The sequence below is a fragment of the Halomonas sp. 11-S5 genome, from assembly GCF_029889825.1.
Lineage (GTDB): Bacteria > Pseudomonadota > Gammaproteobacteria > Pseudomonadales > Halomonadaceae > Halomonas.
The window spans coordinates 139,414-165,124 of the sequence record NZ_JARANW010000005.1 but is presented as its reverse complement, the minus strand read 5'-3'; the positions used below and the strand labels follow the sequence as shown (position 1 = coordinate 165,124).

At 65.7% G+C, this 25,711-nt stretch carries 26 protein-coding genes; 4 read left to right on the top strand and 22 right to left on the bottom strand.

All coding sequences use genetic code 11. The features are described 5' to 3' along the window. Positions 1-6: 6 nt before the first annotated feature. The 22 genes from glmU to argC all read right to left on the bottom strand — a co-directional run bounded on the left by glmU (position 7) and on the right by argC (position 21,042). A complete protein-coding gene (gene glmU / locus OP497_RS06215) occupies positions 7-1,374 on the bottom strand; it encodes a bifunctional UDP-N-acetylglucosamine diphosphorylase/glucosamine-1-phosphate N-acetyltransferase GlmU (protein ID WP_280547246.1) in 1,368 nt (455 codons plus the stop codon). 33 nt (positions 1,375-1,407) lie between these two features. Further along, positions 1,408-2,517, bottom strand: coding sequence for an FAD:protein FMN transferase (locus tag OP497_RS06210; protein ID WP_280547245.1), 1,110 nt, complete (start codon positions 2,515-2,517; stop codon positions 1,408-1,410). Further along, the gene (locus tag OP497_RS06205) at positions 2,514-3,323 is read right to left on the bottom strand and encodes an undecaprenyl-diphosphate phosphatase (protein ID WP_280547244.1); all 810 of its coding nucleotides are present in this window, start codon (positions 3,321-3,323) and stop codon (positions 2,514-2,516) included. Before OP497_RS06205 ends, OP497_RS06210 begins: the two co-directional genes overlap by 4 nt. 87 nt (positions 3,324-3,410) lie before the next feature. Further along, positions 3,411-4,787, bottom strand: a complete 1,377-nt coding sequence (gene mgtE, locus OP497_RS06200) for a magnesium transporter (RefSeq protein WP_280547242.1) — start codon at positions 4,785-4,787, stop codon at positions 3,411-3,413. Between the two features lie 127 nt (positions 4,788-4,914). After that, a complete protein-coding gene (locus OP497_RS06195) occupies positions 4,915-5,343 on the bottom strand; it encodes a F0F1 ATP synthase subunit epsilon (protein ID WP_280547240.1) in 429 nt (142 codons plus the stop codon). Between the two features lie 24 nt (positions 5,344-5,367). Further along, positions 5,368-6,744 carry a F0F1 ATP synthase subunit beta gene (gene atpD / locus OP497_RS06190; protein WP_280547238.1) on the bottom strand — a complete coding sequence of 459 codons (1,377 nt, stop codon included), beginning with the start codon at positions 6,742-6,744 and terminating at the stop codon, positions 5,368-5,370. A 65-nt stretch (positions 6,745-6,809) separates the two neighbouring features. Continuing rightward, positions 6,810-7,691 carry a F0F1 ATP synthase subunit gamma gene (gene atpG, locus OP497_RS06185; RefSeq protein WP_280547237.1) on the bottom strand — a complete coding sequence of 294 codons (882 nt, stop codon included), beginning with the start codon at positions 7,689-7,691 and terminating at the stop codon, positions 6,810-6,812. Between the two features lie 71 nt (positions 7,692-7,762). Continuing rightward, positions 7,763-9,307, bottom strand: coding sequence for a F0F1 ATP synthase subunit alpha (atpA, locus tag OP497_RS06180; protein WP_280547236.1), 1,545 nt, complete (start codon positions 9,305-9,307; stop codon positions 7,763-7,765). A 16-nt stretch (positions 9,308-9,323) separates the two neighbouring features. After that, positions 9,324-9,863 (bottom strand): F0F1 ATP synthase subunit delta, encoded by a 540-nt coding sequence (locus OP497_RS06175; RefSeq protein ID WP_280547234.1) that lies wholly within the window; start codon positions 9,861-9,863, stop codon positions 9,324-9,326. A gap of 11 nt (positions 9,864-9,874) precedes the next feature. Then, positions 9,875-10,345, bottom strand: a complete 471-nt coding sequence (locus OP497_RS06170; protein WP_280547233.1) for a F0F1 ATP synthase subunit B — start codon at positions 10,343-10,345, stop codon at positions 9,875-9,877. A 64-nt stretch (positions 10,346-10,409) separates the two neighbouring features. Next, a complete protein-coding gene (gene atpE, locus OP497_RS06165; protein ID WP_071943354.1) occupies positions 10,410-10,658 on the bottom strand; it encodes a F0F1 ATP synthase subunit C in 249 nt (82 codons plus the stop codon). Between the two features lie 62 nt (positions 10,659-10,720). Next, the gene (gene atpB / locus OP497_RS06160; RefSeq protein WP_280547232.1) at positions 10,721-11,584 is read right to left on the bottom strand and encodes a F0F1 ATP synthase subunit A; all 864 of its coding nucleotides are present in this window, start codon (positions 11,582-11,584) and stop codon (positions 10,721-10,723) included. A gap of 14 nt (positions 11,585-11,598) precedes the next feature. Beyond that, positions 11,599-11,985: an ATP synthase subunit I gene (locus tag OP497_RS06155; protein ID WP_280547230.1), complete on the bottom strand. Its 387-nt coding sequence runs from the start codon at positions 11,983-11,985 to the stop codon at positions 11,599-11,601. Between the two features lie 226 nt (positions 11,986-12,211). Beyond that, a complete protein-coding gene (locus OP497_RS06150) occupies positions 12,212-13,126 on the bottom strand; it encodes a ParB/RepB/Spo0J family partition protein (protein WP_280547229.1) in 915 nt (304 codons plus the stop codon). A 41-nt stretch (positions 13,127-13,167) separates the two neighbouring features. Beyond that, a complete protein-coding gene (locus tag OP497_RS06145) occupies positions 13,168-13,938 on the bottom strand; it encodes a ParA family protein (RefSeq protein ID WP_280547227.1) in 771 nt (256 codons plus the stop codon). 37 nt (positions 13,939-13,975) lie between these two features. Then, positions 13,976-14,632, bottom strand: a complete 657-nt coding sequence (rsmG, locus tag OP497_RS06140) for a 16S rRNA (guanine(527)-N(7))-methyltransferase RsmG (RefSeq protein ID WP_280547226.1) — start codon at positions 14,630-14,632, stop codon at positions 13,976-13,978. Then, positions 14,629-16,533, bottom strand: a complete 1,905-nt coding sequence (mnmG, locus tag OP497_RS06135) for a tRNA uridine-5-carboxymethylaminomethyl(34) synthesis enzyme MnmG (protein WP_280547224.1) — start codon at positions 16,531-16,533, stop codon at positions 14,629-14,631. The genes rsmG and mnmG overlap by 4 nt, the downstream gene beginning before the upstream one ends. A 532-nt stretch (positions 16,534-17,065) precedes the next feature. Continuing rightward, positions 17,066-17,839 (bottom strand): amino acid ABC transporter ATP-binding protein, encoded by a 774-nt coding sequence (locus tag OP497_RS06130; protein WP_280547223.1) that lies wholly within the window; start codon positions 17,837-17,839, stop codon positions 17,066-17,068. A 12-nt stretch (positions 17,840-17,851) separates the two neighbouring features. Then, positions 17,852-18,523: an amino acid ABC transporter permease gene (locus OP497_RS06125; protein WP_280547222.1), complete on the bottom strand. Its 672-nt coding sequence runs from the start codon at positions 18,521-18,523 to the stop codon at positions 17,852-17,854. Between the two features lie 118 nt (positions 18,524-18,641). After that, positions 18,642-19,409 carry a transporter substrate-binding domain-containing protein gene (locus OP497_RS06120; protein WP_280547221.1) on the bottom strand — a complete coding sequence of 256 codons (768 nt, stop codon included), beginning with the start codon at positions 19,407-19,409 and terminating at the stop codon, positions 18,642-18,644. Positions 19,410-19,523: 114 nt separating this feature from the next. Beyond that, positions 19,524-19,877, bottom strand: a complete 354-nt coding sequence (gene erpA / locus OP497_RS06115) for an iron-sulfur cluster insertion protein ErpA (RefSeq protein ID WP_280547220.1) — start codon at positions 19,875-19,877, stop codon at positions 19,524-19,526. Positions 19,878-20,007: 130 nt separating this feature from the next. Next, on the bottom strand, positions 20,008-21,042 hold the full coding sequence (argC, locus tag OP497_RS06110) for an N-acetyl-gamma-glutamyl-phosphate reductase (protein WP_280547219.1): 1,035 nt from the start codon (positions 21,040-21,042) through the stop codon (positions 20,008-20,010). Between the two features lie 128 nt (positions 21,043-21,170). Between argC and OP497_RS06105 the strand changes: the two genes are divergently transcribed. The 4 genes from OP497_RS06105 (at position 21,171) to hemL (ending at position 25,710) form a co-directional block, all read left to right on the top strand. Continuing rightward, positions 21,171-22,943 (top strand): chloride channel protein, encoded by a 1,773-nt coding sequence (locus tag OP497_RS06105; RefSeq protein WP_280547217.1) that lies wholly within the window; start codon positions 21,171-21,173, stop codon positions 22,941-22,943. Positions 22,944-22,952: 9 nt separating this feature from the next. After that, positions 22,953-23,384, top strand: a complete 432-nt coding sequence (gene hemJ / locus OP497_RS06100; protein WP_280547216.1) for a protoporphyrinogen oxidase HemJ — start codon at positions 22,953-22,955, stop codon at positions 23,382-23,384. After that, entirely contained in the window at positions 23,384-24,244 is an 861-nt protein-coding gene (locus OP497_RS06095; RefSeq protein ID WP_280547215.1) for a hydroxymethylpyrimidine/phosphomethylpyrimidine kinase, read from the top strand. The genes hemJ and OP497_RS06095 overlap by 1 nt, the downstream gene beginning before the upstream one ends. Positions 24,245-24,420: 176 nt before the next feature. Then, entirely contained in the window at positions 24,421-25,710 is a 1,290-nt protein-coding gene (gene hemL, locus OP497_RS06090) for a glutamate-1-semialdehyde 2,1-aminomutase (protein ID WP_280547214.1), read from the top strand. The last annotated feature ends 1 nt before the right edge of the window (position 25,711 follow it).

Genomic DNA, 25,711 nt, shown 5'->3' with positions numbered 1-25,711 from the left:
CTCTCCTCAGGGTTCCTGGCGCTTGGTCGGCCGCGGCCAGTCGGCCTTGCTGACCTGGCGGCCCCGGGAGACGGCCAGGGCGTTGTCGGCGACATCCTTGCTGATGGTCGAGCCGGCACCCACGGTGGCGCCACGGCCGACGCTGACCGGCGCCACCAGCGCCGTGTTGGAGCCGATGAAGGCCTCGTCGCCGATCTCGGTGCGGTGCTTGTTGACGCCGTCGTAGTTGCAGGTGATGGTTCCGGCGCCGACGTTGACATCGTGCCCCAGCCGGGCGTCGCCCACATAGCTCAGGTGGTTGATCTTGCTGCCCTCGCCCACCTCGACGTTCTTGGTCTCGACGAAGTTGCCGACCTTGGCTCCCACCGCCAGCCGCGAGCCGGGCCGCAGCCGGGCGAAGGGGCCGATGCGATTGCGGCCGGCCACCACCGCCCCGTCGAGGACGCTGTGGGGCTCGATCACGCTCTCGGCGCCGACATGGCTGTCGCGGATCACGCAGTGGGGCCCGATGCGCACCCCCTCGCCCAGCTCCACCTCGCCCTCGAAGACGCAGCCCACGTCGATCTCCACGTCATGGCCGCAGGTCAGGCGGCCGCGCACGTCGAGGCGCGACGGGTCGGCGAGGGCCACCCCTTGCTCCATCAGTCGCTCGGCGATGTCGTGCTGGTGGGTGCGCTCCAGGCGGGCCATCTGGGCACGGTTGTTGACGCCCTCGACCTCCAGCGGTCGCGCCGGCTGGGCGGTGGCGATGCTCACGCCCTCGGCGGCGGCCATGGCGATGATATCGGTCAGGTAGTACTCGCCCTGGGCATTGTCGGCGGAGAGACGCGGCAGCCAGCGCCGCAGCTGGGCGGCGGTCATGGCCATGATGCCGGTATTGCACTCGCGCACGGCCCGCTCGGTCTCGGAGGCATCCTTGTGCTCGACGATGGCCACCACCTCACCGGCGGCGTTGCGCAGGATGCGCCCGTAGCCCGCGGGGTCCTCCAGGGTCACGGTGAGCAGGCCCAGGTGCCGCTCGTCGACGTGGGCCAGCAGCTCGACCAGGGTCTCGCGGCGGATCAGCGGCACGTCGCCGTAGAGCACCAGCACCCGGCCCTCGCCGAGCGCCTCCAGGGTCTGGGCCACGGCATGGCCGGTGCCCTTCTGCTCGGCCTGCAGGGCGAAGTGCACCCGGCAGTCGGCCAGTGCCTCGCGGACCTGCTCGGCCCCGTGGCCCACCACCACATGGGTGCGCTCGGCCTCGAGCCCCCGGGCGGTGTCGATCACGTGACGCACCATCGGCTTGCCGGCCAGCCGGTGCAGCACCTTGGGCCGGGTCGAGCGCATGCGGGTTCCCTGCCCCGCTGCCAGTATCACCACGTCGAGCGTCATCATGACTCCTTGTGCTGGTTCATCTCATCCCACCTATTCTAGGGGGCGTCCGACCTCCGCCGCCATGCCGGCCTTCGGGCCCTCGACCACCGTCACGCCCAGCTCGTCGAGGGTCGTGCGGCCGAATCGCTCGGCGAAGGCCGGGCTCGCCAGGCTCGTCCATCCCTCCCCCTGGCGCGCCAGCATCAGCACCTGGAGCCCCCGTTCCCGGGCCATCGCCATGCCTGCCTCCTCGCCCAGCACCAGCAGCGCGGTCGCCCAGGCATCGGCCCAGGCGTCGGAGGGGTGGACAACGCTCACCGAGGCCAGGCGATGCTCGATGGGGCGACCGGTGCGGGGATCCAGGGTGTGGGAATAGCGCTGACCGTCCTCCTCGAAGTAGTTGCGATAGTCACCGGAGGTCGCCACCGCGATGTCCTCCAACGGCAGCACATGCTGGGCCTCCTGGGGGCCATCCCGGGGGACCTCGACGCCGATGCGCCAGGGTGCGGACTCGGCGTCGCGATGGCCGCGCACCCTGACCTCGCCCCCCAGATTGACCAGGTAGTCCTCGAGACCCTGACCATCGAGATAGGCCGCCACCCGGTCGGTGGCATGGCCCTTGGCGACCCCGGAGAGATCGACGAAGACATCGCGCAGGCGGCGAGCCTGCAAGGCCTGCTCGTCGATCTCCAGGCTGCCGGGGCCTATCTCGGCCAGTCGTTTGGCCAGGGTAGCCTCGTCCGGTACCTCGCGGGGGCGTGCCTCGGGGCCGAAGCTCCACAGGTTGACCAGCCCGCCGATGGTCATGTCGAAGGCCCCACCGCTGGCCTCCGACACGGCCTGGCCGATGGCCATCACCTCGATCAGGTTATCGGAGAGGGGTTGCCATTCACCCAGTGGCGCCTGATTGAACAGTACCAGCTCGGAATCCTTGCGCCAGGTCGACATGGCGGCATCCACCGACTCGAGCTCGGCCAGGATGCCTGTCTCCAGTGCGTCGAGCTCCCGCTGGGTCAACGGATCGGCGATGGTCACCTGGTAGAAGGTGCCGAAGGTCTCTCCCTCCAGGGTCACCGGCGAGTCCAGCGGCCGGTCGCGTTCGGAGCAGGCTACCAGCGGAATGCACAGCAGCAGCAGCCACAACAGACGTCTCACGCTCATGGGGGAGAACCTCCGAATAGCCAGATCAGGGCCACACCCAGCACCAGGCGGTAGACCACGAAGGGCTGCATGCCGATGCGCTTGATGAAGACCAGGAAGAAGTGGATGCAGAGATAGGCACTGACGCCGGAGAGCAGCGCCCCCATGATCAGGGCGCCCCAGTCCACCGGTCCGGGGGCGCCGGCGAGCCCGACGATCTCCAGGCCACCGGCCAGCACGATCACCGGGATCGACAGCAGGAAGGAGAAGCGTGCCGCCCCCTCCCGATTCAGGCCCAGCAGCAGCCCCGCGGTCATGGTGATGCCGGAACGGGAGGTGCCGGGGATCAGCGCCAGGGCCTGGGCCAGACCGATCCAGAGGGCGTCCTGCCAGCTCAGGTGGTACTCGTTTCGCGAGCCGCGGCGTCGCCAGTCGGCATAGGCGAGCAACAGGCCGAAGACGATCAGGCCGCCGGCGATGACCAGCGGCGAGCGCATGACGACCTCGATGGTGTCCTGGAAGGCCAGCCCCGCGAGCCCCACCGGGATGGTGGCCAGGATCACCCACCAGGCGAGTCGCGCCTCCTCATCGGTGCCGCGCCCCGCCACGCTGCGGCACCAGCTGGTGGTCATGCCGACCAGCTCATGGCGGAAGTAGAGCACCACCGCGCTCAGGCTGCCGATGTGCAGGGCGACATCGAAGGCCAGGCCCTGGTCGCTCCAGTCGGTGAAGATCGGCACCAGGATCAGGTGGGCGGAGCTGGAGATCGGCAGGAACTCGGTCAAGCCCTGAACGATCGAGAGGACAACGATCTGTAGCCAGTCCATGAAACGGTCCATGTGGGTGGAAGGCGCCGACATCTCGACGGAAGCAGAGGATACACATCCGCGGCCCGGCTGTCCGCCGTCGCCGGATCAGACGCCCGACAGCATGGCGGTGGCGAAGCCGAAGTAGATCACTACCCCCGAGGCATCGATCACGGTGGTCACCAGCGGCGCCGAGGCGGTGGCCGGGTCCCAGCCCAGGCGGTCGAGCACGAAGGGCAGGCACATGCCCAGCAGGCTGCCGAACAGCACAATGCAGATCATGCTCACCGCCACCACCATTGCCACCGCCTCGCCGCCGCGCATCACCCCGATGGGCGCCACGGCCAGCGCCATGGTCAGCCCCAGTGACCCGGCCACCAACAGCTCGCGGCCCAGCAGCTTGCCCCAGTCCTTGACGCCCACGTCGCCGGTGGCCATGCCGCGCACCATCAGCGTGGCGGCCTGGGCGCCGGCGTTGCCGCCGCTGCCGATCAGCAGCGGCAGGAAGAACACCAGGGCCACCTGGGCGGCGATGGTCTCCTCGAAGTAGGCGATGCCGGCCCCGGAGAAGAGATTGCCGAACACCAGCAGCACCAGCCAGGTGACCCGCTTACGGTAGAGACTCCACAGCGGCACCCGGCTGACCCCGTCCTCCAGCGCGCCGATGGACATCCCCTTGTGGATATCCTCGGTGGCCTCGGACTCGACCACGTCCATGGCGTCGTCATGGGTGACGATGCCCACCAGGCGTCGTTCGGCGTCGACCACCGGCAGGGCCAGCAGGTCGTAGCGGGCGACGGTCCGCGCCACCTCCTCCTGGGCCTCGTCCACGCTGGCGCTGATCACGTCCTTGATCATCAGGTCGTCGATCAGGGCCCCGGGGCGCGACACCATCAGTTGGCGCAGCGACAGGGTGCCGGCCAGGCGCCCTTCCAGGTCGATGATATAGAGCTGGTAGACCGTCTCGGCATCCGGGGCCGTCTGACGCACCCGCATCAGGGCACGGGAGACGGTCATCCCCGTCGGGATGGCCACGTAGTCCGAGGTCATGATCGCCCCGGCGGTGCCCTCCTCGTAGCTGGCCAGCCGCTTGAGCTCCTCGCGCTCGCGGTGGGCCATGCGTCGCAGCAGCGCCTCGCGACGATCCTCGTCCAGCACCTTGAACAGGTCGGTCCGCTCGTCGGAGCCCATCTCCTCGAGCAGCAGCAGCAGCGCCTTGTCCTCCATCGCCTCGGCGACCGCCCGTTGCTCCTCACCGGGCAGGTAGCCCAGCACATTGGCACGCCGTTCGAGGGACAGGCGGTCGAGCAGGGCCAGGGCCACCGCCAGGCCCTCCTCTTCCTCGCCCAAGGCGTCCTCGACGATCTCACCGATGTCCGCCGCACGCAGCTCGCGCAGCAGCACCCCGAGCCGCTCGGTATTCTCTTCCTCCAGGGCGGTCAACAGCGCCGTGCGATGTGGCTGCAGGGTGTCATCGAGGGACATGGCTATGCTCCTGTGATCGCCGCGTCGTTGGCCGGCCGAAAGCGAGGAAGGGTCAGGCACTGGCCAGGAACGACAACGCCCCCCGGACGCTGGGTGCGGGGGGCGCAGTCGACGGCACGAGGCTGGATCAGCCCTTGCCGGCCTTCTTGCGCAGTTGCTGAATCGTACGCAGCTGCGCCATGGCTTCGGCCAGTTCGGCCGAGGCGCGGCTGTAGTCGAGCTCAGCGGACTTGTCGCTCATGACCTTCAGCGCCTGCTGGCGGGCCTCCTCGGCCGCGGCCTCATCCAGGTCGTCGGCACGCACGGCGGTGTCCGCCAGCACGGTGACCACATCGGGCTGCACCTCGAGGAAGCCGCCCGAGACGTAGAAGTGATCTTCCTCACCTCCGCCATGGACGATCCGTACCGGACCCGGCGATAGCTCGGTGAGCAGCGGGGCGTGGCCGGCCAGGATCCCGAGATCCCCCATGCGACCGGCTGCCACGATCTGCTCGGCGGTGCCGGAGTAGATCGATGACTCGGCGCTGACGATCTCGCACTTGAAGCTTTTCGTCATTATGACGTCTCCCAGGTGGAGGGATTACTTCATCTGGTTGGCTTTCTCGACGGCTTCGTCGATAGTCCCCACCATGTAGAAGGCCTGCTCCGGTAGCTCGTCGTACTCGCCGTCGAGGATGCCCTGGAAGCCACGGATGGTGTCTTTCAGGGACACGTACTTGCCGGGCGCCCCGGTGAACACCTCGGCCACGAAGAATGGCTGCGACAGGAAACGCTGGATCTTGCGCGCCCGGTAAACGGACAACTTGTCCTCGTCGGACAATTCATCCATGCCCAGGATCGCGATGATATCCTTGAGCTCCTTGTAGCGCTGCAGCACGTTCTGCACGCCACGGGCGATGTTGTAGTGCTCCTCGCCGACGACCAGCGGGTCGAGCTGACGCGAAGTGGAGTCCAGCGGGTCGATGGCCGGATAGATCCCCAGCTCGGCGATCGAGCGCGCCAGTACCACGGTGGCGTCCAGGTGCGAGAAGGTGGTCGCCGGCGACGGGTCGGTCAGGTCGTCCGCGGGCACGTAGACGGCCTGCACGGAGGTGATCGAGCCGGTCTTGGTGGAGGTGATGCGCTCCTGGAGCACACCCATCTCCTCGGCCAGGGTCGGCTGGTAGCCCACTGCGGAGGGCATCCGGCCCAGCAGGGCAGAGACCTCGGTACCGGCCAGGGTATAGCGGTAGATGTTGTCGATGAACAGCAGCACGTCGCGGCCTTCATCGCGGAACTTTTCGGCGATGGTCAGGCCGGTCAAGGCCACGCGCAGGCGGTTGCCGGGCGGCTCGTTCATCTGACCGTAGACCAGCGACACCTTGTCGATGACGTTGGACTCGGTCATCTCGTGATAGAAGTCGTTACCCTCACGGGTACGCTCGCCGACCCCCGCGAACACCGAATAGCCGCTGTGCTCGGTGGCGATGTTGCGGATCAGCTCCATCATGTTGACGGTCTTGCCCACGCCGGCGCCGCCGAACAGGCCGACCTTGCCGCCCTTGGCGAACGGGCAGACCAGGTCGATGACCTTGATGCCGGTCTCGAGCAGCTCGTTGGAGGCCGCCTGGTCGGCGTAGCCCGGCGCCTTGCGGTGGATCGGCATGCGCTCGTCCTCACCGATCTCGCCCGCCTCGTCGATGGGCTCGCCCAGCACGTTCATGATGCGGCCCAGGGTCGCCTTGCCCACCGGCACGGAGATAGCGGCACCGGTACCGGTGACCTCCAGGCCCCGCTTGAGGCCTTCGGTCGTGCCCATGGCGATGGTGCGCACCACGCCGTCACCCAGCTGCTGCTGAGTCTCGAGAACGGTCCCGGTGTCCGAGACCTTCAGCGCGTCGTAGACCTTGGGCACATCGTCCCGCGGAAACTCTACGTCAATCACCGCGCCGATGATTTGTACGATACGTCCGCTCATCTTGGTTCCTCTCAAATACCTGCAAATGAAACCTGCTTGCCGGGAGGGCATTGCCCTCCCCGACGCTAAACGGCGGCGGCGCCACCGACGATCTCGGAGATTTCCTGGGTAATGGCCGCCTGACGGGCCTTGTTGTACACCAGCTCCAGGTCGTCGATCAGATTGCCGGCGTTGTCGGTGGCACTCTTCATGGCGATCATGCGAGCGGCCTGCTCGCAGGCCACGTTCTCGACCACCGCCTGATAGACCTGCGCCTCGACGAAACGCACCAACAGGCTATCCAGCAGCGCCTTGGCATCCGGCTCATACAGGTAGTCCCAGCTACCGGGACGCTTGTTTTCCTCGTTGGACGCTTCCGCCCCCATCTCGGCGGACAGGGGCAGCAGCTGGCGAACCACCGGCTTCTGGGTCATGGTGTTGACGAACTCGTTATACACCACGTACAGGCGGTCCAGCTGGCCCTCGTCATAGGCATCCAGCATGACCTTCGCGCTGCCGATCAGGTCCTCCGCATCGGGCGCCTCGCCCAGGCCACTCTTGGCCGCGACGAGGTTGCCGCCAAACTTGCGAAAGAAGCTGGTGGCCTTGCTGCCCAAGGCACAGAAGTCGAGTTCCGCGCCCTGGTCACGCTGGGCCTTGGCATCCTTCACCACGGACTTGAACAGGTTGACGTTGAGGCCACCGCACAACCCGCGGTCGGAGGAGACCACGATGTAGCCGACCCGCTTGACCTCGCGCTTGTCCATCCACGGATGCTTGTACTCCGGGTTGGCATCGGCGACATGGCCCACGACGTTGCGGATCTGCTTGGCATAGGGCTGGCTGGCCTTCATCCGGTCCTGTGCCTTGCGCATCTTCGACGCAGCCACCATTTCCATGGCGCTGGTGATCTTCTGCGTGTTCTTGATGCTCCCGATCTGGGTGCGTATCTCTTTTGCAGCTGCCATAGCGATCTACCTTATCGTTCGTGGCCCTCAGAAAGCTCCAGGGCCCGCCCCGGAGGAGCAGGCCGTCGGCATTACCAGCTCTGAGTGGCCTTGAACTTCTCGAGACCCTGCTTCAAACCATCCTTGATCTCGTCACTGTAGTCGCCGGACTGGTTGATCGTGTCGAGCAGATCGGCGTGCTCGGACTTCATGAAGTCCTGCAGCGAACGCTCGAAGTCCAGCACCTTGTTGACCTCGACATCCTCCAGGTAGCCCTCGTTGGCGGCGTACAGGGAGAGGGCCATCTCGGCCACGGACATCGGCGAGTACTGATTCTGCTTCATCAACTCGGTGACGCGCTGACCATGCTCGAGCTGCTTGCGGGTAGCCTCGTCCAGGTCGGAGGCGAACTGGGCGAAGGCCGCCAGTTCACGGTACTGGGCCAAGGCCAGACGCACGCTGCCGCCGAGCTTCTTGATGATCTTGGTCTGGGCCGAGCCACCGACACGGGACACCGAGAGGCCGGCGTTGATCGCCGGGCGGATGCCTGAGTTGAACAGGTCGGTCTCGAGGAAGATCTGACCGTCGGTGATGGAGATCACGTTGGTCGGCACGAAGGCCGAAACGTCACCGCCCTGGGTCTCGATGATCGGCAGGGCCGTCAGCGAGCCGGTCTTGCCCTTCACCTCGCCATTGGTGAACTTCTCGACGTAGTCGACATTGACGCGCGCGGCACGCTCGAGCAGGCGGGAGTGGAGGTAGAAGACGTCACCCGGGAAGGCCTCGCGGCCGGGCGGACGGCGCAGCAGCAGGGAGACCTGGCGATAGGCCACGGCCTGCTTGGACAGATCATCGTAGACGATCATCGCGTCTTCACCGCGGTCGCGGAAGTACTCGCCCATGGTGCAGCCGGAGTAGGCGGCGAGAAACTGCATCGGGGCCGGATCGGCGGCACCGGCGGCGACCACGATGGTGTGTTCCATGGCGCCGTGCTCCTCGAGCTTGCGCACCACGTTGGCAATGGTCGACTGCTTCTGGCCGATGGCCACGTAGACGCAGGTGACGCCCTTGCCTTTCTGGTTGATGATGGCATCGATGGCAATGGCCGACTTGCCGATCTGGCGGTCGCCGATGATCAGCTCACGCTGGCCTCGGCCGATCGGCACCATGGCGTCGATGGACTTGAAGCCGGTCTGAATCGGCTCGTCGACGGACTGACGAGTGATGACACCGGGGGCGACCTTTTCCACTGCGTCGGTCAGCTTGGTATTGAGGTCGCCCTTGCCGTCGATGGGGTTGCCCAGGGCGTCGACCACGCGGCCGGCCAGTTCGGGACCCACCGGCACCTCGAGGATGCGCCCGGTACACTGGGCGGTCATGCCCTCTTCGAGCTGCAGGTAATCGCCAAGGACCACGACGCCGACGTTATCGCGCTCGAGGTTGAGCACCATGCCGAAGATGCTGCCGGGGAACTCGATCATTTCACCGAACATCGCGTCCTCGAGGCCGTGCACTTTCACGATGCCGTCGGAAACGCTGACGATGGTGCCCTGATTGCGGGATTCGGATGCGACATCCAGCTTCTCGATACGCTGCTTGATGATGTCGCTGATCTCGGAAGGATTCAGTTGCTGCATGCCATGTCCCTCAAACTCAGGCGGAAAGGGCCTCGTGGAGGCGGTTCAATCGACCACGTACCGACCCGTCGATGACGGTGTCGCCGGCGCGCAGGATGACGCCTCCCAGGAGGGTGGAATCCACCTGAGTGGTAATGGAGATTTCGCGGTTCAGACGCTTGGCCAGTGCACTCGCGAGCTTGTCCTGCTGCGCATCGTCCAGCGGGAAGGCAGAGACGATATTCACGTCCATGCGCTTCTCCTGCTGGGCCTTGAGCAGCGCAAACTGCTCGGCGATGGCCGGCAGGGCCGCCAGGCGGCCCTTTTGGCCGACGAGCCGCAGGAAATTGCGGACGGCGTCGCTCATGGCGTCGCCACAGACATCGACGACCACATCGGCCTTTTGGGTGCTCGACAGGCTCGGGTTGCCGAGCACGCGGCGTTGCATGTCGTCGTCTTCGACGACAAGCGCCGCGGTCTCCAGCATCCCTGCCCAGTCATCCAACGACTTCTGCGCAACAGCGTACTCGAAGGCCGCCTTGGCGTAAGGTCGCGCGACGGTAGACGTTTCCGCCATGGGTCACCTCCTCAAAGCTCTTTGGCGAGTTTGTCGACGAGCTTGCCGTGTTGCTTCTCGTCGATGGAGGATTCCAGGATTCGCTCCGCACCCAAGATGGCGAGTCGCGATACCTGTACACGCAGCTCATCCTTCGCGCGGTTCACTTCCTGCTCAATCTCGGACTTGGCGCTAGTGATCATGCGCTCGCCTTCCTGGCGGGCCTGCTCACGTGCCTCGTCGATCATCTGGTTGGACCGCTTGTGGGCCTGCTCCAGGATTTCGGCCGCCTGCTCCTTGCTCTCACGCAGCGTCTCATTGACCTGTTCTTCGGCCAGTTCGAGATCGCGTGATGCACGGCTGGCAGCATCCAGGCCATCGGCGATCTTCTTCTGACGTTCCTGCAGAGCCTGCGTGACCGGAGGCCAGACAAACTTCATGCAGAACCAGACGAAGAACGCAAAGGCGATAGCCTGGCCGATCAGGGTTAGGTTCAGGTTCACGCCAGCACCTCTCGCGTCACAGGTTTGGGGTTATCGTCACGACGGGTCTTGCGACCGTCGTGCGTTAACCGACAAACGGGTTGGCGAAGGTGAAGAACAGCGCGATACCCACACCGATCATGGTCACGGCGTCCAGCAGGCCGGCGACGATGAACATCTTGACCTGCAGCATCGGGATCATTTCCGGCTGGCGTGCGGCGCCTTCCAGGAACTTGCCGCCCAGGATACCGAAGCCGATAGCGGTGCCGAGGGCACCCAGGCCGATCAGCAGGGACACGGCGATCGCGGTCAGACCCAAAACTTGTGCTTCCATGGTGGTTCTCCAGTTTCAGTCGAGTGGTTTATGGGTTGATGGTCTAGCAGGTTGAGAGATGGTCAGTGCTTTTCAACCGCCATCGCAAGATAGACGATGGTCAGCATCATGAAGATGAAGGCTTGCAGGGTGATGACCAGGATATGGAACACCGCCCAGGTGAAGTGCAGGGGCAGCTGCCAGAGACCGATCATCGCGATCAGGATGAAGATCAGTTCGCCGGCATAGAGATTGCCGAAAAGACGCAGTGCCAGTGAAATCGGCTTGGCGATCAGGGTCACCGTCTCGAGCAGGAAGTTGACCGGCACGAACAGCGCCTGCACCAACTTGTTCGGGGAGTTGAACGGGTGCAGGGTCAGCTCGCCGATGAAGCCCGAGAAACCCTTCTCGCGGATGGTGTAGAAGATGAGCAGGGCGAAGACCGACAGTGCCATGCCCAGGGTGGCGTTGACATCGGTGGTCGGCACCACCTTGAAGTAGACGTGCGCGGGATCAGCCCCGAACATGACCCCCACCTTCTGGGCCAGCATCGGCAGGAAGTCCACCGGCACCAGGTCCATCAGGTTCATCAGGAAGACCCAGCAGAAGATCGTCAGTGCCAGCGGCGCGACCAGCTTGCTGTTGCCGTGGAAGGTGTCCTTCACGGAGTTGTCGACGAACTCGACCATCAGCTCGACAAAGTTCTGCACCCCGCCCGGAATCCCTGTGGTTGCGGCCTTGCCAACCTTTCGAAACAGCCACAGGAACACCAAACCGAGACCGATGGACCAGCCCAGGGTGTCGAGATGCAGGGCCCAGAACCCCATATCGGAGGCCTCCTGGGCGGAATGGGCAATCGACCAACCGTTTTCCGGGTGGTACCCGAAGGTCAGGTTCTGCAGGTGGTGCTGGATATACTCCGTGGGAGTCGGATTGTTGCCTGCCATGAGCTGCCTCGATTTCAGGTGTGTGACGGACGCTGCATCAGCCAGGGACTCAGCCAGTGCGCGAACAGCGTCACCACGTATGCGCCAAAGAAGAAAGCGGGGTTAGAGGGGGGCACTGAGATGAACACCAATGTGAACAATGCCGCCGTCAAACCAAACTTTCCAGACTCAGCCTTGTAGAAGCTGTTGACGATCTGTTTCGTGTACCGAGCGCCCTGGTAGCGGAACATGCGCCAGGCAAAATAGGCGTTGGGAAGCAAGGCCACCGCCCCACCAAGCAATGCCGACATGGCAACCGGCACACCACCTAGCCATGCACCGAAACTCGTCATCAGGCTGGCCGTGACCAGCTGGGCCAGAAGCAGGTTCTGGAAGCGTGGAGGCTTGATGCTGGCTGCCATCGGCTTACCCCTGAAGTTGCCACGTCACTGCGCCTTGAAGTACCCCATGACCACCAGGGCAGCGCCATTGGACAGTCCGGCGCGATTATAGGGAAGCCCCCACCAGGCTTCAACCAAGAAAGCCGCCAACGCGCGCGATATCGCATTGGTCTACGACTAAATGTCGATAAATTCGGCCACTATGCTTAGCGTGCGAAGAGACTCGCACTACCGGTCACACCATCGGTCAGCGGATGTGCTCGAGGATGCCATCGAGCTCATCGAGGCTGGCGTAGCGGATGGTCACCCGTCCCTTGCCGCCCCGCCCGTGCTGGATCTTCACCGGCGCCCCAAGCACCTCGGCGAGTCGCGTCTCGAGGCCGGCCACGTCCGCGGACGGCGCCTCGCGCCGCGGCTTGGCGGGCTCCCCGTTGGCCAGGCGCTTGACCAGCGCTTCGGTGTCACGGACCGTGAGATCCTTGTTGACCACCTCATGAGCGGCCTTGCGCTGATGCGCCCCGGAGAGGGCCAGCAGCGCCCGGGCGTGGCCCATGTCCAGGTCACCGCGTTCGAGCAGCGTCTGTACCTCGGGGTCCAGCGTCAGCAGCCGCAGCAGGTTGGCCACCTGGGCACGGGAACGGCCCACGGCATCGGCCACCTGCTGCTGGGTGAGGGCGAACTCCTCGAGTAGCTGCTTGAGGGCCATCGCCTCCTCGACGGGGTTAAGGTCCTCGCGCTGAATGTTCTCGATCAGCGCCAGCGCCAGGGCCACCTCGTCGCTGACCTCGCGGATCACCGCGGGGATCATGTCGAGCTCGGCAAGCTGGGCGGCGCGCCAGCGACGCTCGCCGGCGATGATCTCGTAGCGCGCCTCGCCGACGGGACGGACCACGATGGGCTGCATCACGCCCTGGGCACGAATCGAATCGGCCAGCTCCTCGAGGGCCTCGGGCTGGATGTCACGACGCGGCTGGTACTTGCCGCGGGTGAGCTGCCCCAGTGGCAGCCGTTCGAGGCGCTCCTCGGCGGGGCTCTCCGGCGATTCCGCGACCGGCGTGGCCTCGCTCGTATCGACCTCGGGCAGGTCAAGGCTTTCACGACGGCGGGCATTGGCACCGATCAGGGCATCCAGGCCGCGTCCCAGGGCGCGTTTACGCGTCATCGACATTCCCTCATCACTACCTGCGGTATTCGGCGGCCGGCCTACAACGACAGGCGCCGGATCAGTTCCTTGGCCAGCACCCGGTGGGCCTGGCTGCCGCGCGAGAAGCGGGCATACTTGGTCACCGGCAACCCGTGGCTCGGGGCCTCGGCGACCCGCACATTGCGCGGGATCGTGGTCTTGAGCAGTGCATCGCCGAAGTAGTCGCGCAGCTGCTTGCTGATGTCGCGGGTCAGGCTGTTGCGAGCATCGAACATGGTGCGCAGGATCCCATAGATCTCGATCTGGGGATTCACGCTATCCTTGATCTGCTCCACGGTGTCGAGCAGCGCCGACAGCCCTTCCAGGGCGTAGAACTCGCACTGCAAGGGGATCAGCACGCCGTCGGCGGCGGTCAGGGCATTGACGGTGAGCATGTTCAGCGACGGCGGACAGTCGATCAGCACCACGTCATATTCGCCGGCCACCTCCTCCAGGGCCTTGACCAGGCAGCGCTCGCGCCCCTCACGGCGGTCGAGCAGCTCGACCTCGGCGGCGGTCAGATCGCCGTTGCCGGGCAGCAGCGCATAGCCCGCCTGCGGACAATCGAGGATCACCTCGGTGGGCCGCTTCTCGCCCAGCACCACGTCGAGCACGCTGCCATCCAGATCATGCTTGTCGGCGCCGCTGCCCATGGTGGCATGTCCCTGGGGGTCCAGGTCGACCAGCAACACGCGGCGATCCAGGGACGCCAGGCTGGCGGCAAGGTTGACGGCGGTGGTGGTCTTGCCCACGCCGCCCTTCTGGTTGGTCAAGGCTATGATCTTGGTCACGGGCAACTCCCTTGCTGGGGAAACAGACGCCTCTGTGTCAGGCCTGGGTCACGTCCCGGTGTTGAAGGACCACGAGCTGTCGGCCGCCGTTCTCGTAGGGCACCGCGAGGTCGTGTCGTGCCGCCACGACGATGTTCTCGGGCAGTTCGGCCAATTCATCATCCACGGCGGGGCCCTTCATGGCGAGCCATTCACCACCGGGGGCCACCAGGCTCGCGGTCAGCGCGATGAAATCGACCAGGCTCGAGAAGGCCCGCGAGATCACCTGGGCATGGCCCCCGGCGATGGGCTCGAAGGCTTCGACCCTCGCCTGTACCGGCGTGACGTTGCCCAGGCCCAGCTCCATCACGGCCTGGCGCTGGAAGCGTACCTTCTTGCCGTTGCTGTCGAGCAGCGTGACGGAAAGACTCGGCTCGAGGATCGCCAGCACCAGGCCCGGCAGGCCCGGTCCCGAGCCCACGTCGAGCAGCTCCGGTCCCCGGATGAAGGGCAGCACCGCGGCACTGTCGAGGAGGTGGCGGGTCACCATCTCCTCCGGCGTGCGTACCGCGGTGAGGTTATAGGCGCGGTTCCACTTGTGCAACAGTCCCACCAGCGCCAGCAGTTGATGGCGCTGCTCCCCCTCCACGGCGATACCCAGCGCCGCCAGCCCGCCGTCCAGGCGAGCCTCGAGGCTCCGCTCGCCTGACGTCATGCGCTGGCCGCCCGGCTGTCGTCGAGCAGCCGGCGTTTCTTGAGGTGGATCAGCAGGATCGAGACCGCCGCCGGGGTCACGCCGGAGATACGCCCGGCCTGGGCTAGGGTCTCGGGACGCGTTTCCTCGAGCTTCTGGCGAATCTCGTTGGATAGCCCCTCGACGCGCTGGTAGTCGAGATCATCGGGCAACGGCGTGGCCTCGTGGCGCTTGAGCTTGTCGATCTCATTCTGCTGTCGCTCGATGTAGCCCTGGTACTTGGCCTGGATCTGCACCTGGTCGGCCGCCGCCTCGTCCTCGACCGCTTCCCCCTCGATGCCGGGCAGGTCGGCGAGGTCGCCATAGGCGAGCTCCGGGCGCCGCAGCAGGTCCATCAGGCTGTATTCGCGAGAAAGCGGCGTGCCGGTCCTGGCCTCGACCCGAGCGGCGGCGGGGGACCCCGGCTGCACCCAGCTGGCCCGGAGACGCGCGCTCTCGCGCTCCACCGTCTCGCGCTTGGCCGCAAAGGCCGACCAGCGGGCATCATCGACGAGTCCCAGTTCGCGACCGGTCTCGGTGAGCCGCATGTCGGCGTTGTCCTCGCGCAGCAGCAGGCGGTATTCGGCCCGCGAGGTGAACATGCGGTAGGGCTCCTTGGTCCCCAGGGTGATCAAGTCATCGACCAGCACGCCCAGGTAGGCCTCGTCACGGCGCGGTGACCAGGCCTCCAACCCACGGGCCCGCCGAGCGGCATTGAGGCCGGCCAGCAGCCCCTGGGCACCCGCCTCCTCGTAGCCGGTGGTGCCATTGATCTGGCCGGCGAAATACAGGTTGTGGATAAACGTCGTTTCCAGCGAGTGGCGCAGGTCCCGGGGATCGAAGAAGTCGTACTCGATGGCGTAGCCCGGCCGGGTGATATGGGCGTTCTCCAGCCCCGTGATGGAGCGAACCACCTGCAACTGCACGTCGAAGGGCAGCGAGGTGGAGATGCCGTTGGGGTAGAGCTCGTGGGTATCGAGCCCTTCCGGCTCGACGAACACCTGGTGGCTGGCCTTGTCAGCGAAGCGATGCACCTTATCCTCGATGGACGGGCAGTAGCGTGGCCCGACCCCCTCGATCACCCCCGAGTACATCGGCGAACGATCCAGGTTGGCGAGGATGATCTCGTGGGTGCGCTCGTTGGTGTGCGCGATATGACAGCTCGCCTGGCGAGGGTGCATCTCGCGGTTGCCGAGGTAGGACATCACCGGCGTCGGGCTGTCGCCGGGTTGCTCCTCGAGGCGCGAGAAATCGACGCTCTTGCCATCGAGCCGGGGCGGCGTTCCCGTCTTCAGGCGGTCGACCCTGAACGGCAGCGACCGCAGCCGTTCGGCCAGGGCATTGGAGGGTGGATCGCCGGCGCGGCCGCCACGGCTGGTGTCGAGGCCGATATGGATCACCCCGCCGAGGAAGGTTCCGGTGCACAGCACTACGGTCTCGGCCAGGAAGCGGATGCCGGTCTCGGTGACCACGCCACGCACGCTATCGCCCTCGACGATCAGGTCGCCCGCCGCTTGCTGGAACAGGGTCAGGTTGGCCTGGTTCTCCAGCATGCTGCGGATCGCGGCCTTGTAGCGGACTCGGTCGGCCTGGGCCCGCGTGGCCCGAACCGCCGGCCCCTTGCGGGCATTGAGCACGCGAAACTGGATACCTCCCAGGTCGGTTGCCAATCCCATGGCACCGCCCAGCGCATCGATCTCCTTGACCAGGTGGCTCTTGCCGATCCCGCCGATGGCGGGATTGCAGGACATCTGGCCGAGGGTCTCGATGTTGTGGGTCAGCAGCAGGGTCCGGCAGCCCGTCCGGGCCGAGGCCAGGGCGGCTTCGGTTCCGGCATGGCCGCCGCCGATGACGATGACGTCAAAGCGGTCGGGATACTCCAAGGGTCACCTCGTGGCGCATGGCGCCGATATTGCAGTCAGGAGTGGAAATCAGCGGGCCAGTATAAACCTCCTGTGGGTAATCGTCAGGGTTTTCCACACCCGATTGACCATGCCGGCGATCGCTGGCTCTCTTCATAAACAATTAAACAGAATATAAAGAGAAGTTCTGTTGTTGTAGTAACTACTGGTGTGGACATTTTCCGTGGATAACCATATAAGTGGCATTATTTTCAAGTACTTGCGCTGTTGACTTCTGTTGGGACAGACGGGTGACTGGCTGCGGATGAGGAGCCGGGAGCCTGTGGACGGAAAGCTTGCTTATCCACAGCGCGACTCGGACACCGCTTGTCCACCGTTGCCTACCTGGCTTGTCACCGTGACTGTGAACAACCTGCGATGATCCGTCCATTGCCCAGCACGGCGGGAGCTAGAGGCTGATTGGGTCCGGTTTTCCGGAGTTTCTGTCCACAGACAAAAAAAGGCCCTGTCGATAACGACAGGGCCTCTCCAGAACACTGCGAGGAAGGGAGAATCAGTGCTTGAGCACCCTCGAAAGGAACTGCTGGGTCGGTTTGTTGCGGGGGTGATCCAGGACCTCTTCGGGGGGGCCCTCCTCGGCGATCTCGCCCTGGTGGATGAAGATCACCCGGTCGGCGACCTCCCGTGCGAAGCCCATCTCGTGGGTGACGATCATCATGGTCATGCCCTCTCGCGCCAGCTCACGCATGGCATCGAGGACCTCGCCGATCATCTCCGGGTCGAGCGCCGAGGTCGGCTCGTCGAACAGCATCAGGCGCGGCTCCATGGCCAGGGCACGTGCCAGGGCTACACGCTGCTGCTGACCGCCGGAGAGCTGTCCGGGATGTTTGGCCGCCTGGTCGCTGATGCCGACCCGCTCGAGCAGTCGTTCGGCCGTCTCGACGGCATCCGCACGGCTCCAGCCACGCACCTTCATGGGCGCCAGGCTGACGTTGTCGAGCACGCTCAGGTGCGGGAAGAGGTTGAACTGCTGGAAGACCATGCCGACCTCGGTGCGGATCTTCTGCAGCGCCGCCGAGGCCTTGCCGTAGGGCACCAGTTGGCTGCCATCGACCTCCAGATAGCCCTGCTGGAACTCCTCGAGGCCGTTGATGCAGCGGATCAGTGTCGACTTGCCCGAGCCGCTGGCACCGATGATCACCACGACCTCGCCGGGGGAGACCGCCAGGTCGATGTCCTTCAGCACGTGTAGGTCACCGAAGTGCTTGTTGACCTTGTCCATGCGCACGATGGGGTCGGCGCCGGAAGGGGACTTGTCTTGGTTCATGTCGCGCGTTCCTTATTGTCCGACCAGGCCCCTGCGCTCCAGCTGGCGTAGCGCAAACGAGAGGGTCAGGGTGATCGCCAGATAGAGCAGGGCGACCATCAGGTAGACCTCCAGGGCGTTGAAGGTGGTGGCGATATAGACCTGGCCCTGGCGGACCAGCTCGCCGACCCCGATCACCGAGAACAGCGAGGTGTCCTTGATGCTGATGATGCCCTGGTTACCCAGCGACGGGATCATGCGCCGGAAGGCCTGGGGCCAGATGATGTAGCGGAAGGTCTGGCGGCGTGACAGGCCTAGCGACAGGCCTGCCTCGCGCTGGCCGCGCTCGATGGACTGCACGCCGCCGCGCACGATCTCCGAGATGTAGGCGCCGGAGTTGACGGCGATGGCGGCGATACCGGCCACCAGGGCGTTGATCGGGCCGCCCAGCAGCTGCGGCAGGCCATAGAAGATGAACAGCACCTGCACCAGCACCGGGGTGCCGCGGAAGATCTCGATGTAGGCCACGGCCGGGATCTTCAGCCATGCGAGGCGACTGATGCGCAGCAGGCCGAAGAGGATGCCGATCAGGAAACCGATGGCCAGGCCACCGAAGGAGATCAGCAGGGTATAGGGGATACCCTTGAGCAGGAAGGGAATGGAGGCAAAGGCCGCCTGCCAGTCGAATTGGAAGGTGACGTCCACAAGGTTTCTCCGTCAAGACGCAGGGGTGACGACAGGGGGGAGCGTGCCGGATTCGCAACGCAACGGGGCCGGGCACTCGACCCGGCCCCGCGATCACGCGATCAGGAGGCGAAGGGCATCATTCGCCGCTGGCGCTACCGAACCACTTGGCGTGGATCTCGTCGTAGGTGCCGTCTTCCTTCATCTCGGCCAGGGCCTCGTTGACGGGCTCGACCCACTCGCTGCCCTTGACGAAGACGATGCCGTACTGCTGGCCCTCGTAGAGATCCCCCACGACCTTGACGCGACCCTCGCCACGGGTCTTGGAGAAGTAGCCGACGTTGGGAGCATCGTAGAAGACGGCATCGACACTGCCGCCGAGCAGGGCCATGTACATGTCGCTGCTGCCCGGATAGGGGGTGATGTCGGCCTCGTCGCCCAGGTTCTCATCGAGGAAGTCGTAGCTGGTGGAGCCGACCTTGGTGCCGATCTTCTTGCCCTTCAGGTCCTCGATCCCCTGGACGCTGTCGTCGTTGGCACCGATCAGGATCCGCAAGCCGCTGTCGTAGTAGGGGTCGGAGAAGTCGACGATCTCGGCACGCTCCTCGGTGATGGTGATGCCGGCGATGGCGATGTCGACGTTACCGGTCTGCACGGCGGGGATGATGCCGTTGAAGTCCATCGTGCGCAGGTTGTACTCGAAGCCGGCACGCTCGGCCAGCTCGCTGATGATGTCCATATCGAAGCCGACCATCTCGCCGGTCTCCTGGTCCATCATCTCGAAGGGCACGAAACTCGGGTCGGTGACGACTTCGAGGACGTGGTTGTCGGCGTTGGTCATACCGGAAAGCCCTAGCCCGAAAGCGACGCTGGCGGCCAGGGAGGCGGTCTTCAGTTGGCGTTTCATACGATTCCCCATGGAAGAATTTATTGTGGAGTACGCCTTAAACCATGGCGAGTTCCCGGGGAAGCGTCAAGTGGAGGGAAAAGCGTGTTGTCGGCGGTGAGCCAACGCTGGCGGTCAGACCATGAAGGAGGCGCCGCAGCCGCAGGTGGTGGTGGCGTTGGGGTTCTGCACCAGGAAGCGGGCACCAGCCAGCCCTTCCTCGTAGTCGACGGTGGAGCCGACGAGGTACTGGTAAGAAAGCGGGTCGACCACCAGGGCCACCGGGCCGAACTCGACGAGGGTGTCGTCGTCGGCGACCTCATCGGCGAAGTCGAAGCCGTACTGGAAGCCCGAGCAGCCACCACCGGTGACATAGACCCGCAGTTTGAGCCGGGGATTGCCCTGTTCCTCGATGAGCGCCGCGAGACGGGCACGGGCCCCGTCCGAGAGCAACAAGGGGGTGGGAACGAAGGATTCGGCACCGCTCATGGGTGACCTCCCCTGGATCGATGAATGTCTTGCCAGTGGGGATTATCCACAATCCCCAGCAAAAGGGTCAACTTTGTTGGAGAGCGACCTTCTCCCGGCGCCCTTTGGAGTTTAGATTTGACGGCTGCTGTCAGGGCATGATGGCCGGGGCGTCGAGGCCGGCCAACTCGTCGAGGCCGAACATCAGGTTGAGGTTGTGCACGGCCTGCCCCGAGGCGCCCTTGACCAGGTTGTCGATCACCGAGAGCACCACCACGGTGTCGCCGTCACCGGGACGGTGGACCGCCAGGCGGCAGAGGTTGGCCCCCTTCACGCTGCGTGTCTCGGGATGGCTGCCGGCCGGCATCACGTCGACGAAGGGCTCATCGGCGAAGCGCCGCTCGAAGAGCGCCTGGAGATCGCCAGGGTCGGCGGTCAGGCGGCCGTAGAGGGTGGCGTGGATGCCACGGATCATCGGTGTCAGGTGGGGCACGAAGGTCAGCCCCACCGGGCCTCCGGCGGCTTCGGCCAGTCCCTGGCGGATCTCCGGCAGATGGCGGTGGCCCGAGGCGCCATAGGCCTTCATGGACTCGCTGGCCTCGGCCAGCAGCGAGGGCACCTTGGCGCTGCGGCCGGCCCCGGTGACGCCGGACTTGCAGTCGGCGATGACCCGGTTAGCATCGATCACTCCCGCCTCCAGCAGTGGCAGCAGGCCGAGCTGCACGGCGGTGGGATAGCAGCCGGGCACGGCGATCAGGCGTGCCTGGCGGATGCGCTCGCGGTTGACCTCGGGCAGGCCGTAGACCGTCTCGCCGAGCAGCTCGGGTGCGCCGTGGGCCTGGCCGTACCAGCGGGCCCACTCGTCAGTGTCGCGCAGCCGGAAGTCGGCCGAGAGGTCGATGACCCGGGTGCCCCTGTCGAGCAGCTCGCCGGCCAGGGCATGGGCCACGCCGTGGGGGGTGGCGAAGAACACGGCATCGCAGCGTCCCAGCCGGTCGGCATCGGGCTCACTGAAGGCCAGGTCGTCGTAGTGGCCGCGCAGGTTGGGGTAGAGCTCGCTGACGGCCATGCCGGCCTCGGAGCGTGAGGTGATGGCATCCACCGTCACGTCGGAGTGACGGGCCAGCAGCCTGAGCAGTTCGACGCCGGTGTAACCGGTGCCGCCGACGATTCCGACCTTGATCACGATGGTCTCCTGAGGTTGGTGACGTGACGCTGGGACCTGTGTCCCCGGATATGATACACAAGATAGACGCGACCTACCCAGGCTCAGCCTGGCGGGTCCCCCCCGCAAGGCCGAACAGGATCGTCGCCGTGCCGCGTCTCTCGCTACCCGACTTCAGCTTGGAAGGCTTCCGTCGCCAGTTGGCCAATGTCGATGCCCTGCCGCAGCTCTGCGTGCTGGGTGTGGTGTCGGGCCTGGTGACGGGCGGGCTGATGGTGGTGTTTCGCCTGTTACTGTCCCTGGGTGGCATGCTGCTGTTTCCCGGCGGCGATCCCGAGGCTTTCGAGGCCCTGTCACCGGCTCTGCGGGTGCTGATGCCCCTGGCCGCGGCGGTCCTGATCGGCCTGTGGCTCTTTCGCCTGCCGCCTGAGAGGCGGCGTATCGGCGTGGTCCACGTCATCGATCGGTTGACCTATCATCAGGGGCGCTTTCCGCTGCGCAACTGGCTGACCCAGTGGTGGGTGGGCGTGGTGTCGGTGATCGGCGGGCTTTCCGCCGGTCGCGAGGGAGCGGCGATCCACCTGGGAGCGGCGGCCTCCACCGGCCTGGGGCAGTTCCTGCGCCTGCCCCACAACAGCCTCAGGGTGCTGGTGGCCTGCGGTACGGCGGCGGGCATCTCGGCCTCGTTCAATACGCCCATCGCCGGGGTCATCTTCGCCATGGAAGTGGTGATGATGGAATACACCATCATCGGCTTTATGCCGGTGATCCTGGCCTCTTTCATGGGCGCCGTCGTGGCCCAGCTGGTCTACGGGCCCGAACCCGCCATCGGCATCCCCGACCTGCACCTGAGATCCCTGCTGGATCTGCCATGGATCCTGGCCACTGCCCTGCTGATCGGGCTGCTGGCTGCCCTCTTCGTGCATGTGGCCCGAGGGCACGAGCGGCTTCAGCGCCTGCCCATGGCGCCGCGTTTCGCCCTGGCGGCGCTGGCGGTGGCCGGGGTGGCCTGGTGGTACCCCGAGGTGCAGGGGATGGGCTACGACACACTGCAGCAGACGCTAGGCGGGGCCGTCGCGGTAGACGTGCTGCTGGCGGTGGCCATCGGTAAGCTGCTGCTTACGGCCTTCACCGTGGCATGCGGCATCCCGATCAGCATCATCGGCCCCACCCTGGTGATCGGCGGTGCGGCCGGTGCCCTGTGTGGCCTGGCGGGCCAGGTCTTGCTACCGATGGGGGCCTCGGCACCCGAGGTCTATGCCCTGTTGGGCATGGCCGCCATGATGGGGGCCGTGCTGCAGGCGCCCCTGGCGGCCCTGATGGCCCTGCTCGAGCTCACCCACAATCCCTCCATCATCATGCCGGGGATGCTGGCGGTGGTGGTGGCCAGCCTCACGGCGCGGCAGCTGAGCCGCAGCCAGGGGTTCTTCCTCTCCCTGACTCGCCAGGGGCTGCATCCGCTGCAGCAGCCCCTGATGCAGGCGCTGTCCCGGGTCTCGGTGCCGGCGGTGATGGAGCGTAGCCTGGTGCGCACCTCGCGCATGGTGACCCATGATCAGGCCAGTGCTCTTCTCGAGTCCAATCCCGCCTGGGTGCTGATCGAGCGTTCCACGGACGACAAACCTCCCTTGGCGCTCAAGGCGGCCGACCTGGCCCGCTGGCTGCTGGAACACGACACGCCCGAGTCGGAGGACGATAGCGCCCTGCTGGACCTGCTGGAGATCCCCGGCCAGCGCCTGGACATGGCGCCGATCCACCTGCAGGCGACGCTCTCCGAGGCCTTCGAACGGCTCAATGACAAGGCGCTGGATGCCCTCTACGTGGAGCACGGTCACCGGCCGAAGCAGAAGCGGATTTCCGGTATCATCACCCGTGACGCCATCGAGCGCTATTACCGCTTTTCCGATTCGACCCACGGCTGAGGAGTCGTCATGTATCTGTGGATGAAGGCCCTGCACCTGGTGGCCATGGTGACCTGGTTCGCTGCCCTGTTCTATCTGCCGCGCCTGTACGTCTACCACGCCATGGCCCGGGACAGGGGAGAGCAGCAGGCCATCGATCACTTCCTGGTCATGGAGCGCAAGCTCTACCGCGGGATCATGACCCCGTCGATGATCGCCGTACTGCTGTTCGGGGGGGGCCTGCTGGTGCTCAATCCCGGCTGGCTCACCCAGGGCTGGATCCATGCCAAGCTACTGCTGGTGGTGCTGCTGGTGGGCTATCACCATCTTTGTCTGATCTACCTGAAGCAGTTCGCCGAAGTGCGCTGTCGACGCGGTCATGTGTTCTTCCGTTGGTTCAACGAGCTGCCGGTGATCGCCCTGCTGCTGATCATCTTCCTGGCCGTGCTGAAGCCGTTCTGATGGCCGGGCCCCCTGAACTGACGCCCCACCTGCCGACGGTGTTGGTGCTGTCCGGTCACGACCCCACCGGTGGCGCCGGCCTGGTCGCCGATAGCGAGGCGGTGGCTGCCTGCGGCGGCTGGGCGCTGACCGTGCCCACGGCGCTGACGGTGCAGAACTGCCGGGACGTGAGCGCGGTGAGGCCCGTGTCCGCCGCTGACCTGGGCGCCATGGTGGCGGCGCTGGATGAATTCGAGATCGCCGCGATCAAGATCGGCCTGGTGCCGGATGGCGCCGTGCTGGATGCCGTGGTGGATATCCTGCGGCGTCGACCCGGGGTGCCGGTGGTGATGGATCCGGTCCTCAGGGCCGGCGGTGGCAGTGACTTGTCCACAGCCGAGCTCATCGATGCCATGCGTCGCCATCTGCTGCCGCGAGTGGATGTCCTGACCCCCAACCGGCAGGAGCTGGCCCGGCTGGCGGGGACCGAATTCGGCGATGACACCGAGCGGGCGGTGACGCTGATGTCCCTCGGTTGCCAGGCCCTGCTGGTCACCGGCACCGACCACCCCGCGCGACGGGTTCCGGCCGATCGGGTGGAGCATACCCTGCATGCGCCGGAGCTCAGCCGGCAGTGGACCTGGCCGCGACTCGCGGGGCGCTTCCACGGTTCGGGCTGTACCCTGGCGAGTGCGCTGGCGGCGCGCCTGGCGGCGGGCGAGTCACTGGTCACGGCCTGCGAGCAGGCGCAGGCCTTCACTTGGCAGGCGCTGGCCCGCGGCTGGCAGCCGGGACATGACCAGTGGCTGCCACGGCGCCTCTGGCAGTTGCCGACGAGGCCCTCCTTTCTCGCCATCGACGCTACGCCGCCGCCGGGATGACGGGACGGGCTGGTCATCGCCCCCCTGGCAGACGAGAATGGGACGAAGCCGGCAGAGGAGCGGGCAAGCGTCATTCGACGACATTCACCGACACTTCACCGCCCGCCACAAGGTTATACACAGAACTATCCACAGCCCGCCTGGTCGGGCACGCATCAACAGGGCAAGAGGTTGACATGACCACATCCGCACAGCTCTTCGAGCAGGCCTGCCGCCACATTCCTGGCGGGGTTAACTCGCCGGTTCGCGCTTTCAAGGGAATGGATCGTCCTCCGGTGTTCATGGAGCGTGCCCGGGGCGCCTATCTCTTCGATGTGGAAGGCAAACGCTATGTCGACTACGTCGGCTCCTGGGGGCCCATGATCACCGGCCATGCCGACCCTGAGGTGCTGGGCGCGGTGCGCGAACGGCTCGACAACGGCCTCTCCTTCGGCACCCCCACGGCCATCGAGACCACCATGGCCGACCTGATCTGCGAGATGATCCCCACCATCGAGATGGTGCGCATGGTCAATTCCGGCACCGAGGCCACCATGTCGGCGATCCGCCTGGCACGGGGCTATACCGGCCGCGACAAGATCGTCAAGTTCGAGGGCAACTACCACGGCCACTCCGACTCGTTGCTGGTCAAGGCCGGCTCGGGTGCCCTGACCCACGGCGAACCCAGTTCCCCCGGGGTGCCGGCCTCCTTGGCCGAGCACACCGTGACCCTCTCCTATAACGATCCCGATGCCGTCGAAGAGTGCTTCGAGGAGATCGGCAGCGAGGTGGCCTGCATCATCGTCGAGCCGGTGGCCGGCAACATGAACTGCATCCCCCCGCAGCCGGGCTTTCTGGAGACCCTGCGCCGCGTCTGTGACCAGTACGGCAGCGTGCTGATCTTCGACGAGGTGATGACTGGCTTCCGCGTGGCGATGGGAGGGGCCCAGGCCCACTATGGCATCGAGCCTGACCTCACCTGCCTGGGCAAGATCGTCGGCGGCGGCATGCCGGTGGGCGCCTTCGGCGGTCGTCGCGAGATCATGGAGATGATCTCGCCGCTCGGCCCCGTCTACCAAGCGGGCACCCTCTCCGGCAACCCGCTGGCCATGGCGGCCGGCATCGCGCTGCTCGGGAAGCTACGCCAGCCGGGCTTCCACGACGCCCTGGCGCAGCGGGTCGAGACCCTTTGCCACGGGCTCCAGCAGAGGGCCGATGCCGCGGGTATCGACATGATCACCCAGCGTGCCGGCGGCATGTTCGGAGTCTTCTTCACCGGCCAGAGCCGGGTCGACAACTTCGCCCAGGCCACCGCCTGCGACGGCGATGCTTTCCGTCGCTTCTTCTCCTTGATGCTCGACCAGGGGGTCTACCTGGCGCCATCGGCCTTTGAGGCCGGCTTCATGTCCAGTGCTCATGCTCCGGAGGACATCCAGTTGACCCTGGACGGTGCCGAGAAGGCATTTGCGGCGATGCAGCGGGCCTGAG